This window comes from Ligilactobacillus hayakitensis DSM 18933 = JCM 14209, assembly GCF_000615845.1.
GTDB lineage: Bacteria > Bacillota > Bacilli > Lactobacillales > Lactobacillaceae > Ligilactobacillus > Ligilactobacillus hayakitensis.
In genome coordinates, this window is sequence record NZ_BAML01000004.1 from 70,087 (window position 1) to 84,615 (window position 14,529).

Annotated in this window: 11 protein-coding genes and 1 pseudogene; 1 reads left to right on the forward strand and 11 read right to left on the reverse strand. The window is 31.9% G+C overall.

Translation table 11 applies throughout. From position 1 onward, the window contains the following. Window positions 1–13 precede the first annotated feature (13 nt). The 7 genes and pseudogenes from smc to JCM14209_RS02170 form a co-directional block, all read right to left on the reverse strand. Window positions 14–3,535, reverse strand: a complete 3,522-nt coding sequence (smc, locus tag JCM14209_RS02140; protein ID WP_025021987.1) for a chromosome segregation protein SMC — start codon at window positions 3,533–3,535, stop codon at window positions 14–16. A 16-nt stretch (window positions 3,536–3,551) separates the two neighbouring features. After that, window positions 3,552–4,226, reverse strand: coding sequence for a ribonuclease III (rnc, locus tag JCM14209_RS02145; RefSeq protein WP_420806404.1), 675 nt, complete (start codon window positions 4,224–4,226; stop codon window positions 3,552–3,554). Between the two features lie 119 nt (window positions 4,227–4,345). After that, window positions 4,346–4,588, reverse strand: a complete 243-nt coding sequence (gene acpP, locus JCM14209_RS02150) for an acyl carrier protein (RefSeq protein WP_025021989.1) — start codon at window positions 4,586–4,588, stop codon at window positions 4,346–4,348. Between the two features lie 66 nt (window positions 4,589–4,654). Continuing rightward, window positions 4,655–5,668, reverse strand: coding sequence for a phosphate acyltransferase PlsX (plsX, locus tag JCM14209_RS02155; protein WP_025021990.1), 1,014 nt, complete (start codon window positions 5,666–5,668; stop codon window positions 4,655–4,657). 10 nt (window positions 5,669–5,678) lie between these two features. Further along, a pseudogene (gene recG, locus JCM14209_RS08815) lies at window positions 5,679–7,713 on the reverse strand (ATP-dependent DNA helicase RecG). Window positions 7,714–7,768: 55 nt separating this feature from the next. Beyond that, window positions 7,769–9,460: a DAK2 domain-containing protein gene (locus JCM14209_RS02165; protein ID WP_025021991.1), complete on the reverse strand. Its 1,692-nt coding sequence runs from the start codon at window positions 9,458–9,460 to the stop codon at window positions 7,769–7,771. 35 nt (window positions 9,461–9,495) lie between these two features. Next, complete coding sequence (locus JCM14209_RS02170; protein ID WP_025021992.1) at window positions 9,496–9,858, reverse strand: Asp23/Gls24 family envelope stress response protein; 363 nt, start codon at window positions 9,856–9,858, stop codon at window positions 9,496–9,498. Window positions 9,859–10,076: 218 nt separating this feature from the next. Between JCM14209_RS02170 and rpmB the strand changes: the two genes are divergently transcribed. After that, on the forward strand, window positions 10,077–10,262 hold the full coding sequence (gene rpmB / locus JCM14209_RS02175) for a 50S ribosomal protein L28 (RefSeq protein WP_025021993.1): 186 nt from the start codon (window positions 10,077–10,079) through the stop codon (window positions 10,260–10,262). A 61-nt stretch (window positions 10,263–10,323) separates the two neighbouring features. Here rpmB and JCM14209_RS02180 read toward each other — a convergent pair whose 3' ends face one another. From JCM14209_RS02180 to pknB, 4 genes are all read right to left on the reverse strand, one after another. Further along, window positions 10,324–10,983 carry a thiamine diphosphokinase gene (locus JCM14209_RS02180; RefSeq protein WP_025021994.1) on the reverse strand — a complete coding sequence of 220 codons (660 nt, stop codon included), beginning with the start codon at window positions 10,981–10,983 and terminating at the stop codon, window positions 10,324–10,326. Between the two features lie 3 nt (window positions 10,984–10,986). Continuing rightward, on the reverse strand, window positions 10,987–11,637 hold the full coding sequence (gene rpe / locus JCM14209_RS02185) for a ribulose-phosphate 3-epimerase (protein WP_025021995.1): 651 nt from the start codon (window positions 11,635–11,637) through the stop codon (window positions 10,987–10,989). Between the two features lie 12 nt (window positions 11,638–11,649). Further along, the gene (rsgA, locus tag JCM14209_RS02190) at window positions 11,650–12,540 is read right to left on the reverse strand and encodes a ribosome small subunit-dependent GTPase A (protein ID WP_025021996.1); all 891 of its coding nucleotides are present in this window, start codon (window positions 12,538–12,540) and stop codon (window positions 11,650–11,652) included. Between the two features lie 167 nt (window positions 12,541–12,707). Continuing rightward, window positions 12,708–14,528 carry a Stk1 family PASTA domain-containing Ser/Thr kinase gene (gene pknB, locus JCM14209_RS02195; RefSeq protein ID WP_025021997.1) on the reverse strand — a complete coding sequence of 607 codons (1,821 nt, stop codon included), beginning with the start codon at window positions 14,526–14,528 and terminating at the stop codon, window positions 12,708–12,710. Window position 14,529: the final 1 nt, after the last annotated feature.

Below are 14,529 nucleotides of genomic sequence, written 5' to 3' on the forward strand. Positions count from 1 at the left end.
ATCTTCTCCTCACCTAAATATCATCTAATGTAACTGAGACAACTTGAGAAATGCCCGATTCTTGCATTGTTACGCCATAAAGTACGTCTACATACCCCATTGTCCCTTTGCGATGGGTAATCACAATAAACTGTGTTTTTTCATCGAATTTTTTCAAATATTGAGCGTATCGTGTGACATTAGCTTCGTCAAGTGCCGCTTCTGCTTCATCTAATACAACAAAAGGAACTGGTTTAACTTTTAAAATTGCAAATAATAAAGTTATCGCTGTTAAAGCTCGTTCCCCACCCGATAACAAACTAAGTCTTTGAAATTTCTTTCCAGGTGGCTGTGCCATAATTTCAATTCCCGATTCAAGTAGATTATTGGGATCGGTTAGTGTCAATTCCGCTTTTCCTCCTGAGAACATAACTGGGAATGTTTGCTTGAAAGCTTCTGCAACTTTCTTAAAAGTAGTTTCAAAACGTTTTTTTACTTCAGTATCCATTTCAACCATGCTATCTTCCAATTGTTTTTTTGCATCAATCAAATCGGATTGTTGCTTAGCTAAAAATTCATAACGTTCGTTAACTCTTTGAAATTCATCTATTGCCCCTATATTAACATTTCCTAATTCATCAATTCCCAATTTTAGAAGATGTAATTTGCGATTAATCTCGTTTAATTTCGATGTATCCAAATTATCTTTAATCTCATCAAATGATTTGTGGTATAAATCTGACAAATCTTTTAAAGATCTCTTTAACATCGTCTCCAATTGACTAATTTTTACGCTAATTTTTCTTTGTTCATCTAGCGCATTCATGTTTAATGCTTCATCGACTTTATTTTTAGACTCAATTTTATTAATTTCTGCGTGAATGTTATTTCTCTTATTTTGTAACTCAGCGATTGTCTTTTTTAAACTTGCAATTTTTTCTACAAGATTTGCTTGTTTCAATTCAAAATCCGAGCTTTCTTCACTACTTTGCTTAATTTCTACTTGGATGTCGCTAATTTTTTGCTTTTGTTTTGCAATTAAATCCTTCAAATTATCAATTTGATATTTGTAATCAGCTACTTGTAAAATATTTACTCGCAGTTTTTCGTCAAGAACTGCAAGTTTTTGTTTTTGCTCTGATAATTTCAACTGATTTTGTTGTAAATTATTTTTTTCAGAGTCTATACTTTGTTTATGTTGATTAAATATTTTGTATGATAATTCATATTCTTGCTGTAACTCACGATGTTTATTTTGACCAACATCTAATTTACGTCGCAATTCCTCTAACTCAGCATTTGCTTTTGAATCCATATTATTTTTTACATTCTCATTTAAATGTTCCAATGTTAGTTCAATAATATTTCTTTTGGCTTCAAGCTCATTTTTTTCTTTAGCAAATTCTGTAATTTCGCTATTTAAGCGCTGATATTCTTCTTCTAGTTCGTTTATCTTTATTTTTAACTGCTGATTATTGTTTTGAAAAATTACTAGTTTTTCATTCATAACTTCAATGTTTTGGCTCAATTCAGCTATTTGTTGTTTTTGTTCAAAAACACCTTCTCGTTTCCCTTTGGTTTTTCCACCAGTCAACGAACCACCAGAATTAACGACATCTCCATCAATTGTTACCACTCGATTTTTAAATTTAGTAATTTTCGCAATACGCGTTGCATCTTCAAGATTTTTTGCCACGATTGTTGATCCTAATAAATATTTCACAATAACTTGGTCAGCACTATCGAAATTTATCAACTCACTTGCAATCCCAACAAATCCAGAATCTTTTGAAATTAATGTTTTTATTTTTTCATCAATATAGCGAGGAGTTACCGTATTTCTTGGTAAAAATGTTACCCGCCCTAATCTGTTATTCGAAAGATATTTAATTGCTATTTGCGCTGCTTTATCATTGATTGTAATTACATTTTGAATTTGTGAACCTAATGCAGTTTCAATCGCTTTATTAAATTCTTTTGGAACATCAATTTTTTCTGCTACAGGGCCTACAACCCCTTCAAGATTAGCCTTTAAAATTTCTCTTGTCCCTTGGTAATAATTTGAATATGACTGCGCAATATTCTTTAAAGTCTCTAAACGTGTGTTTGCTTTTTGATAAATTTCTTTTGCTTGCGCTTCTTTAATTTCATTATTCTGCAATTTTAAAGTTTTTTTATTTAATAGATTTTGGATACTATTCAATTTTGTTTTTAAATTTACTGCAGAATCATTAATGTTTGCAATCTTTTTATCAATTTTTTTAATCTTGTCTTGATTTTCTTTGATTTGATTATTGTATTGTGACAATTCATTATTCTTATCATCTAGTTCATTAACTTTTGTAGCAATATTAGTAGATAAAAATTCATTTTCTCTTTCGAGTAATTCTAATTGTTGCGCTAAGTTCTTTAATTTAAATTCTAAATCAGCAACCGTATCTTCGCTTGAATTGCTAACTAAAATCTCTAGTTCATGAATATTAACACTTAACTCTGCTTTTTTCTTATTCAATTCTTGCTTTTGTTTTTCAAGTAATTTTACATTTTCTTGCGTGCGCTTTAAATTTTCCGTGTTTTGTTTTACTTGATTTTCTAATTCATCAATTCTTTGATTTTGGAAATTTTCTACCTTTGCAGATACGTCTTGTTTTCCCTTGATTTTTTCTTCTTGCCGACTCAAAAATGTTAGTTCTTTTTGGCTATCATCAAGTTGAACTTCAATTTCTTTTTGTTGTGTTCGTAAAGACTTAATCTCTTTATCTTGCTTGGCGAGTAAAGAAGCTTTTTCAGTAATTACTTTGTTTACTTGACGTAACTTTTCTTCTAATTCAACTTTTTCTTGATTATTAGCTAAAATTTCTATTCCTAGACGCGTTTGATTTAGTTCATCATATTGTGCTTTTTGATCTACGTAATCCTTAGCCTTACTTGCTTGTTCCCTTAGCGGTTCAATTTGCTTTTCAAGTTCAAACACAATATCTGCTACACGATTCAAGTGATCAGTTGTAGAGTCTAATTCAGACTGAGCTTTTTTCTTTTCTTTTTTATACTTAAGTACCCCTGCAACTTCTTCAATTAACTTGCGCCGTTCTTCAGGTTTACTATTAAAAATTGCTTCAACTCTACCTTGAGAAATTATTGAAAAAGATTCTCTCCCTAATCCAGTATCCATGAACAATTCAACAATATCTTTAAGACGAATTTTTTTATTATTCAAGTAAAACTCACTTTCACCATCTTTAAAAATTCGACGTTTAATATTAATTTGTTCATGAGGATAATCTAAGTATTTGTCAGAATTATCTAATACTAATTCAACTTCGGCTCGATTTAAGCCAGCTCGAATTTCAGATCCTGCAAAAATAACATCTGGCATCTTATCTCCACGCAAATTTTTAGCTGACTGTTCTCCAATAACCCAACGAATTGCTTCCGTAATATTACTTTTACCACTACCATTCGGACCAACGATTCCCGTTAGACCTGGCTGAAATTCGATAACTGTTTTATCTGCAAAAGACTTAAACCCATCCAAAGTAAGTGTTTTTATTTTCATACACTAAGGCACTCCTTTATTTGTTGAGTTTTTTTAGAGCTTTATATGCAGCCATTTGTTCAGCTAATTTTTTTGTTCTACCAGTTCCTTCACCCATTACTTTTCCGTTAATTGAGACATTCATTGTATACGTACGTTGATTATCTGGTCCTGTTACTGAAACTTCTCCATAAACAATTTTACATTCACCATTTTGTTGAAGAAATTCTTGTAATTCAGTTTTGTTATCCATTAAATGATCAAACCAACCTTCATCTAATTTAGGAAAAATAACCTTAGATATAAATTTAACAACCGCATCTTTACCTTGATCGTAATATAGTGCACCTATAAAAGCTTCAAAGATATCACATAAAAGGCTCGTACGTTGACGCGCATTTCCCTTTTCTTCACCTTTTCCTAAACGAATATATTCGTTAAAATGGCATTCAGTTGCAAATTTACTAAAACTATCTTCACAAACCATTGCCGCACGTAATCGAGTTAATTTTCCTTCTGGCATTTTTGGGAATTTCTTAAAGATATATTCAGATACACATAATTGCATAACTGCATCTCCTAAAAATTCAATTCTTTCATAGTATCCTCTATTTTTTAAATTTGGTTTTTCATTTAGATATGAAACATGAGTAAAAGCTGCCTCTAATATTTCATGATTTTTAAATTCAATATCAAAATCTTTTTTGAGCATTTGTTCTAATCCTTTTAACACGACACTACTCTCCCATCATAAATACTGTATTCTTTACTATTATAACAAAAAAGGAGCTAAGAAAAAATAATAGTTTTTTCTTAGCTCCTAAAATAAAATTAATTTTGATGTGCACTAATATAACTTACAGCATCACCAACAGTTTTAAGATTTTCAGCATCTTCATCTGGAATTTCTTGTCCGAAAACATCTTCTAATTCTAAGACAAATTCCACAATATCAATTGAATCTGCATCTAAATCATTTTGAAAGTTTAAATCATTAGTAACTTTATCAGCACTAACTTCGAAACGATCTTGAATAATTTCTGACATTTTATTAAAGATTTCTTGTTCTGTCATAATTAAAACACCCTTCTTTTTCTTAATAGCCAATATATTTTAACATTACTCTATATTAATTTCTAGCTATTCTTTATTAGATTTTGACTCACTTTGAATTGATTTAGTAAATTTTCCAATCATATCAGTTTCTAACATTTCATGGATTTGCTTAATTGTGTAGTAAATTGTTTCTGAATCAGAAGCACCATGGGCTTTGACAACAGGGGATTTTGTTCCTAATAAAACAGCTCCACCATATTGGGCAGCACTCATTTTTGAGGCCATTTTCTTTAAACTAGGTTTCAAAAGTAAACCGCCTAAAATTCCACGAATACCTGAATTTTTTACAGTGGACTTTAATAATCCCATTGCTGTTTTAGCTGTTCCTTCGATTGCTTTTAAAACTGCATTTCCAGTAAAACCATCAGCTACTACAACATCACACACACCATTTAAGAGATCTTTTGACTCAACATTGCCTACGAAATTAATTGATTCATCAGCAGCAATTAATTGATGAGCTTCTAAAGTTAACTTGCTTCCTTTGTGTGGTTCTGTTCCATTATTTAACAACCCAATTCTTGGGTTTTCAATTCCTCGAACACTTTGAGCATAGTATTTACCTAAAAGCGCGTATTGATAAAGTTGATCAGCTTTATTATCAGCATTAGCCCCGCTATCTAATAAGTTAAAAGCGCCACCATTATCAGATAAAACTGGTAAAGTAGATAATAATCCTGGTCTTGCAACCCCTTTAATACGACCTACAATCAATAGGCCACTTGCCAAAAGTGCACCCGTATTACCGCATGAAAATAGCGCATCTGCTTCACCATCTTTAACTGCTTGAGCTGCTCTTACCAAAGAAGAATCCTTTTTTCTCCGAATCGCCTTGACTGGTTCATCGTTCATATCAATTAATTCTGTTGTATGAAAAATTTTCACATTGTTAGATTCGCTTATTAGCTCTTCAATTTGATTTTTGTCCCCATATAATTGGAACTCAATATCTTTAAATTCTTTACTAGCTCTTTTTACACCTTCAACTACGCTTTTAGGTGCAAAATCTCCGCCCATTGCATCTACCGCAATTCTCATAATTATCCTCCTAGTCGAATTTATTTTCTTCAACCATTTTTTGATTTAAAAATTTTATTAATTCAAAATTTTCTTGCTTTTTTTCGAACTCTTCATCATTTATTATATCATACGCTTCTTGTTGTGCAATTTGTAAAATATTCAAGTTTGAAATTGGATTACCAACTCTGAAATCCGGAAGTCCTGATTGCTTATATCCTAAAACATCACCTGGGCCTCGTAATTCTAAATCTTTTTGAGATATTACAAATCCATCATTCGTATCAACCATGGTTTGCATTCTTTTTTTACCATAATCACTTTTAGGATCAGAAACTAATATGCAAGTCGATGCTTTAGATCCACGACCAACACGTCCTCTTAATTGATGTAACTGAGCTAACCCAAATCGATCAGCATCAAGGATCATCATTACTGTCGCATTTGGGACATCAACTCCAACTTCAACAACAGTCGTCGAAACTAAAATATCAAATTTTCCATTTTTGAAATCTTGCATCACATTATCTTTTTCTTCAGCCGTCAATTTTCCATGAAGCAACCCTACTTTAAACTCATTTCCAAAATATGCTTTAGTTTTTTCATAAACTTCAGTCGCATTTTGTAAATCCAACATTTCTGATTCTTCGATTAAAGCTGAAATAATATATGCTTGTGAACCTTTTTTTAACTCATTTTTGATAAATTCCATTCCTTTACCTGTATCTTTTTTGGGAATCCAATGAGTTTGAATTGGCTGCCTGCCTTTAGGAAGTTCATTAATAATTGAAACATCCATTTCGCCATAAGTAGTTATTGCTAAAGTTCGAGGAATTGGAGTGGCTGTCATCGCAAGTACGTCGGGATTATTTCCTTTTTCACGTAAGATTTTACGCTGATTAACACCAAATCTATGTTGTTCATCCGTAACTACTAATCCTAAATTATGAAACTCAACTTTATCTTGTATTAAAGCTTGAGTTCCTATCACGATATCAATATCCCCATTTACAAGGTGCTCCATTAACTCTTTCCGTTGCTTTACTTTACTAACTGAAGAACTAGTTAACAATGCAACATTTACGTCAAAACTTTCAAAAAGATGAGCTAATTTTTCAGCATGTTGTTGTGCCAAAATTTCAGTAGGCGCCATCAAAGCTGTCTGCATCCCTGCAGTTACGGCTGCGTACATTGCAATTGCTGCAATAACTGTTTTCCCAGATCCTACATCTCCTTGTAGTAGGCGATTCATATGATTGCTACTATGCATATCATGACAAATTTCATTTACTACACGTTTTTGAGCATTCGTCAATTCAAATGGTAACTTGGCAATGAACTTCTTCAATTTTTCATTGTCATAATCAATAATAATACCTTGATTTACTTTATTTTCCTTTTTTAAAAATGTTATCCCTGCCTCAAATTTAAAAAATTCATCAAATATTGCAGTTCTTCTAGCTAAATCAGCTTCTTTTTTTGAAGTCGGAAAATGCATTCCTGCAATCATTTTCTTAGCGTTTTCCAACCGATATTTATTCCTTAATGACACCGGCAATACATCCACAATTTCATATTGATATGATGCAAAAGCAATTTTAACAATATCTTTGATTGTATTTGCTTTAATATCTTTTGAAGAGCGATAAACGCCCACAAAGTCATTTTGATTTTGTGCTAAGATTTTTATTCCCGCTAAACTTTGTCTGATTGGATCATATGTACCATATACAGCGATTTCTTTTCCTGTTTCTAATTGTTTTTTTAACCAAGGTTGATTAAAAAAAAGAAACGCTGACAACATCATGTTCGATTAATAGTTTAAAATTTATTCGACTTTTCTTTCTTCCAAAATGTGTTAATGTAGGCTCTGAAGCAATTGTTCCTTTAAGTGTTATTTTTTCTTGATCTGAAATCTCATTTAGCTTTTTTTGTGCCAAATCATCATATCTAAAGGGATAAAAATTAAATAAATCTTCAATTGTATTGATCCCTAACTTATTTAATGCAACTTGCTTTTTAGGGCCTACCCCTTTTAAAACAGCTACCGAATCACTTAATGGCATCTTTTCACCATCCTCTCATATATAAAATAAAAAAGGTTCTCTCGAACCTTTTTTATTATTCTACAGAAATTAAATATGGATAAACCGGTTGATTTCCTTCATGAATTTCAACCTCTAAATCTTCATCAATTTCTAAGATTGCTTCTTCAATTGCTTCAGCTTCTTCTTGGTTTCCATCTTCCCCAAAAATAATTGTAACAACTTCGCTATCTTCATCAATCATAGCCTTAGCCATTTCAATAGCAGCTGATTTAGCATCTTTTTGAGTTAACTTAATCTTGCCGTCGATAATCCCCATGTAATCATCTTTTTTGATTTCTTGACCATCAATAGTAGTATCACGAACTGCAATTGTTACTTGACCTGAAGTTACTTCTTCAATTGCTTCTCGCATTGATTCGGCATTGTCTTGTAATTCAACATCTGGGCTAAACGCAAATAATCCTGATAATCCTTCAAGTACTGATCTTGATTCAACAACTTCTACAGGCTTTTCAACCAATTGTGCTGCTTGTTTTGCTGCCAAGAAAATATTTTTATTGTTAGGCATAATAATAAACTTTTTAGCAGAACTTGCATTAATTGCTTCTACAAAATCTTCTGTACTTGGATTCATTGTTTGTCCACCGTCTAAGATATCAGTGGCTCCCATACTAATAAATAACTCTTTTAGTCCTTTACCAGAGACAACGGCCATTACACCATAGTCCCCGGCATCTTTTCTAGCTTTTTCAAGCAATTCATCAGTAGTGTCTTCTTCTTTATCTTTTTCAAGAATTGTTTCGTGTTGAAGACGCATATTGTCAACTTTAACTTTAATTAATGATCCAAAATGTTGTCCATATGAAAGAACTTCCCCAGGATGTTCTGTATGAACATGGACTTTAACCACTTCATCATCGGCAATAACTAATAAAGAATCACCATATTCAGCTAAGTGTCCTCTAAAAGTATCATAATCAAATTCAGAATCAACTAATCGACCTGCTCCTAATCTGACCATAATTTCTGTACAGTAACCAAATTCAATGTCTTCTGTATGTAATTGCCCTTGAACACTTTTGTGATGTTCAGCATTGATCATTTCATCCATTTCAACTGGATTAGGAACGTGTTCATCTTCAACAACATTTCCTGATAATGATTCCATAAATCCTTGGTAAACAAATGTTAACCCTTGTCCGCCTGAGTCAACAACTCCCACTTCTTTTAATACCGGTAAAAGATCAGGTGTACTCTCTAGGGCTTTCTTTGCGCCTTCATGAGCTTTAGTCATTACTACAACACAATCATCAGTATTTTTAACTGCAATACGTGCTGCTTCGGCAGCTTTTCTGGCAACAGTTAAAATCGTACCTTCTTGAGGTTTCATAACTGCTTTATAGGCTGTTTCAACCCCAGCTGATAATGCATCGGTTAAATCTTGTGCTGTTAACTCATGCTTGTCTTCGATAGCCTTACCGAATCCTCTAAAAATTTGAGATAAAATAACCCCAGAATTTCCTCGAGCTCCCATTAATAATCCTTTAGCAAGCGCAGAAGCTAAATGTCCAACTTCTGTAGAAGTTGATTCTGACACGTATTTATTACCACTTGCAAGCGAAAGGCTCATATTAGTCCCTGTGTCACCATCTGGAACAGGAAATACATTCAATGAATTTATAAATTTCGCATTATTATTTAATTTATTTGAAGCCGTCAGAACCATTTTTCTAAATTCTGATTCAGTAATCTTAGTTACTTCCACCTTTTAATTCTCCTCCTTAAATCAGATAAAACAAATTAATCTTCAATAATGCGCACGCCTTGAACGACTACATTTACTGCTTGGGCGTCAACATTAAGCATAGATTCTAAATTGTATTTAATTTTTGATTGTACGTTATGACATACTTCTGAAATTTTAATTCCATATCCAACTACGATGTAAACATCAATACTTATGCCATTTTCTTCTTGGCGAACGATAACCCCTTTTGAATAGCTATCTCTTCCTAAAATTCCATTTAAATTATCTCTAATTTGATTTTTACTTGCCATACCAACAACACCGAAAATTTCGGTTACGGCTCCTCCAACAACTGTAGCGATTACTTCGTTAGAGATATCAATGTTACCATATTGATTTTTAATTTTTACAGCCATAAATAAGCCTCCTTAATTGATTGGTATTTTATACATACACCATTTTACCATACTTCGTTTGAAATTAAAATTTTTGACTTTTAATTTTATTTTTTTGCCGTAAAGTAAATTAACTTTACAGAAAACTATTGCAATCATGCGCTATCTATGATAATTTTATTTAGTGGATAAGCAACTTTGCTTTATTTGAATTTAAATTTGAATGGAGGATATCTAGAATGGCAAAAGATTTTGTTACAGGTCGTAAGACTACTTTTGGTAAGAAGCGTTCACACGCTTTAAACGCAACTAACCGTAGCTGGAAGCCAAACTTACAAAAAGTTCGTATCTTAGTTGATGGTAAGCCTAAAAAAGTTTGGGTTTCAACTCGTGCATTAAAGTCTGGCAAGGTTACTCGTGTATAATTTGAGTTAAAAATGCAAATAAAGAGGCTGATTTTTTCAGCCTCTTTTTGTTTATCTCATATTAATCTTTGCTTCTTATCAAACAAACGATTCCGCTTTCAAAACTTACAATTCCTTGACTTTCATGTTCGTTTAACTCATTACTAACATATGCGTTTGGTAGCACTTCATCCCTTGCTTCCAAATTATACTTATGTTTTGAAATTGAAAATCTTCTTACATCCCCTAAAGTTATATAAGAAATATATTTTTTATCAGCATCATGCTTTATTAAATTTTTCCCCGGTTTTAAAAAACTAATTTCATTTTTCAAATCAACAATTTTTATTCTTCCTACTAAATCTTTAAATTCTGGTTTAAGAATGAAGAATAAATTTGCCATCAAATGATCAATGCGTCCGCCAGTAGCGCCATATAAGATTATATTTTCTGTTACATCTTTTTTTAAAATTTCGATTAATGATATTTCAGTATCTGTATAATCCTTCACAGGACTTACCTTAATTATCCGAGAAACATTCTTTTGTATCTTTTCTAATTCACTAGAGGAAATTGAATCAAAATCACCGACAGCAACATCAATTTTAGCTCCATGATTTATTAAATATAGCGCCCCATAATCGACACCTATCCAAAAATCATTTTTTGTTTTTTCAAGTACTTGTTCAAAATTTGGGGGATAATTTATTTTAGTTCCCCCAGCTAAAATTCTAATTGTCACTATCTAATCCTCTATTACATCATTTAATTTTTTGACTCTATCTTCAATATCCCCTGCAAAAATATATGAACCTGCTACTGCAATATTTGCACCGGATTTTTTACATTTTTGAATTGTCTTTTCGTTAATTCCACCATCAACTTCTATTTTAAATTGATATCCAAACTTTTTTTTCATGTCATCTAATTTAGCTATCTTATCTAACATATTTTCTATAAATGCTTGGCCACCAAAACCTGGATTAACAGTCATCACCAACACTTGATCAACAATTGGCAATACTTCTTCAATTACACCGATTGGAGTTGCTGGATTAATAACAATTTCTGCCTGTTTTCCTAATTTTTTAATTTCCGTTAAAGTCCGATAAATATGTGGTGAAGATTCGTAATGAACACCAATTACGTCTGCACCAGCGGTAGCAAATTTTTCAATCCATTCATCTGGATTTTCGACCATCAAATGTACGTCAAAAACCTTGGTGCTTATTTTTCGGAGTGACTGCACAATATTTGGACCAAAAGATAAATTGGGTACAAAATGCCCGTCCATTATGTCAATATGTAGATATTGCGCCTCTGATTTTTCTATTTTTTGAATATCTTCTTCTAAATTATTAATATTAGCACTTAAAATTGATGGTGCAATAATCATAAAATCCCCTCGCTATCTATACTTAATTTTTTTATTTACAATCATTTCATTAAATTGAAGATAGTTTTCATAGCGTGACTTCAAAATTTTTCCTTCTTCGACCGCTTCTTTAACCGCACATTTCGGTTCTTTTATATGAAGGCATCCTCTAAATTTGCAGCCATCTTGATATTTAACAAAATCTCTAAATAATAAAGGTAATTCTTCTTTAGTAATTTCTAATAAGTCAAAAGAAGAAAAACCAGGTGTATCTGCAATAAGTACATCATTAATATCGTGTAATGTAACTTTCCTAGTAGTATGCTTACCACGACTTAAAGCTTTTGAAATTTCTCCTGTTTCAATTTTAAGCGATTCATCGATTTCATTTAGCATCGTAGATTTTCCCGCTCCGGTTTGTCCCATTACTACGACAACCTTATTTTTCAAAGTATCCATCATTTGATCTAGAATTTCTTTTTTCAACTCTTGCTTACGGGTATTATAAGTAGGATAAAACTCTTTATAATAATTTATATATTCGTTCATCTCATTATATTCCGATTCTGATAAAATATCTGCCTTTGAAAAATATAATACAGGTTCAATATCATGTGATTCTAACATTGCAATTTGCCGATCTAATAAGTTTGTTGAAAACTTTGGTTCAATACAAGCAGAAACAACAATCGCTGCATCAATATTTGCAACCGGTGGACGTACAAGTTCATTTTTTCTTTCATAAATTTTTAATACATATCCATCTGTTGAGTTATCCTCAAATTTAAATTCTACCCAATCTCCCACTAATGGAGTCAACTTTTTTTTTCTAAAATTCCCACGTGCTCGCGTTCTATAAATTTTATCATCTACTAAAACATCATAGTATCCACTCAATGATTGCTTAATTCTTCCTTTTACCAAATATCTACCCTACTTTCATTTTTAAATTTAGTATACACGAAACATCTTAGTTAAACAAACTACTTAAAGCTATCAGAATACTAAATAAAAGCTCTGATAATCTTAGTTTAATAACCTTTATCTTATCAGAGCTTTAAATATTATATCTATTTTAATTTCTTAAAAAACTATTTTTGTTGCAATTGACTAAGCGAATTTGAGGTACTATTAAGGGATTCACTTTCCCTATTATTACCTTCACCTTGGTTAAATTTTTCTTTCGAATTACTATTTTCATTACCTAGTACTTTTCCACGAGACAAAATAACAATTAGTGTTTGACCACGGTACATTGTTGCATTAGGCGCTGGTCCTTGCTTAATAACTTGATTCTCGGCAATTGTATCGGAATATTCATATTGATATACGACTTTAATTCCTTCACTTTGGGCATAAGCATCAATTTGATCCTTTGACATCCCAGATAACATTCTTACTTTAAAATAAGTTGGCCCTTTACTAATTGTAAATGTTACCGTAGTTTCACTCATTACTACTTTTTCTTTTTGCGAAATACTTTGTTTTAAAATAGCTCCGGTTTCGGCACTGTCCGTATACTTTTCTTCTTCATATACATGAACACCTTGTTTTTCAAGCCGCTTTTTAACTGCTTGATAATTTTGCCCCCGATAATCACCAAATTTTTTTGCATCTGGCCCTTTAGAAATAATTACATTAATAGCCGTTTGTTGACGAACTTTTTTATCTTTTTTGGGAAAAGACTTAATAATTTGGCCATAATTATAATCACTCGAATATTGATATTTCACTTGTCCCAAACTTAATTTATGACTATCTAAAATTTCAGTAGCTTGAGATTTAGACAAACCTCTAATATCTGGCATTGAAATTACTTTTGGTGTTGTCGTAATTGCAAAAATTATCACCGTAATCACGACGGTTATGAATGAAATAGCTCCTAAAAAGATTCCCACTTCTTTTCTAGAGTACTTTTGTTTTAAAACTTCTCTTAAACTAATATTTTCTGGGACAACATATTTTTTCTTTATTGGGAGTTCGATTGTATCATCTTCAATCATTTCATCTTCATGATTAATCTGAGGAATGATCTTAGTTTCTTCCTCGATCAAAATTTGTGGCCGCCAGATTTTTTCTTCTTTTCGTTCTTCATTTAAAGTTGTACGTAAGTCATCTCTCATTGCGGCAACCGTTTGATATCGGTCCGATAGGCTTTTTGATGTTGCATGCAAGATAACATTTTCCAGTGCCTGTGGAATTTTAGGATCGATTTTCTTTACAGATGGTATTTTGCTTTTGTAATGCTTTAAAGCAACTGATATTGCAGTTTCTCCTTTGTACGGAACGTGCCCCACTAATAATTCAAATAAAACTATTCCTAAAGAATAGATATCTGATTGTTTCGTAATCATACTTCCCCGAGCTTGTTCAGGGGATATATAATGGACAGATCCAAGCATAGAATTCGTTTGCGTCAATGTTGATTCAGTAGTTGCCATTGAAATTCCAAAATCTGTAATTTTAACAACATTATTTTTATCGATTAAAATATTTTTAGGCTTCAGGTCCCGATGAATTATATTTTGCTTGTGAGCATATGAAACAGCTGATAAAATTTGATCCATTATTTGAACGACAGTTTCGTATTTTAACGGATAATTTTCTTTAATATACTCTTTTAAATCTGTTCCTTCAATATATTCCATAACTAAAAATTGTAATCCATCGTTTGACTGACTTATATCATAAATTTTAACGATATTTTCATTATCTAATTCACTTAATGCTTTTGCTTCACGTTTAAATCTTCTTAGAGCAGATTCATCAGTTTGTAAATCCAGGCGCAACACTTTTATTGTAACTTGGCGATGTTCAACTAAATCATTTGCGAGATAAACATTTGCCATCCCACCTTCGCCTAATGTACGAATAATTTGATAACGTTTGTTCAATATGTATCCTGGCTCCATT

Excerpts from the sequence above, each read along its gene's own strand:
- smc (WP_025021987.1), bottom strand. The coding sequence starts at position 3,535 with ATGAAAATAAAAACACTTACTTTGGATGGGTTTAAGTCTTTTGCAGAT.
- rnc (WP_420806404.1), bottom strand. The coding sequence starts at position 4,226 with ATGCTCAAAAAAGATTTTGATATTGAATTTAAAAATCATGAAATATTA.
- acpP (WP_025021989.1), bottom strand. The coding sequence starts at position 4,588 with ATGACAGAACAAGAAATCTTTAATAAAATGTCAGAAATTATTCAAGAT.
- plsX (WP_025021990.1), bottom strand. The coding sequence starts at position 5,668 with ATGAGAATTGCGGTAGATGCAATGGGCGGAGATTTTGCACCTAAAAGC.
- JCM14209_RS02170 (WP_025021992.1), bottom strand. The coding sequence starts at position 9,858 with ATGGCTGTAAAAATTAAAAATCAATATGGTAACATTGATATCTCTAAC.
- rpmB (WP_025021993.1), top strand. The coding sequence starts at position 10,077 with ATGGCAAAAGATTTTGTTACAGGTCGTAAGACTACTTTTGGTAAGAAG.
- rpe (WP_025021995.1), bottom strand. The coding sequence starts at position 11,637 with ATGATTATTGCACCATCAATTTTAAGTGCTAATATTAATAATTTAGAA.
- pknB (WP_025021997.1), bottom strand. The coding sequence starts at position 14,528 with ATGGAGCCAGGATACATATTGAACAAACGTTATCAAATTATTCGTACA.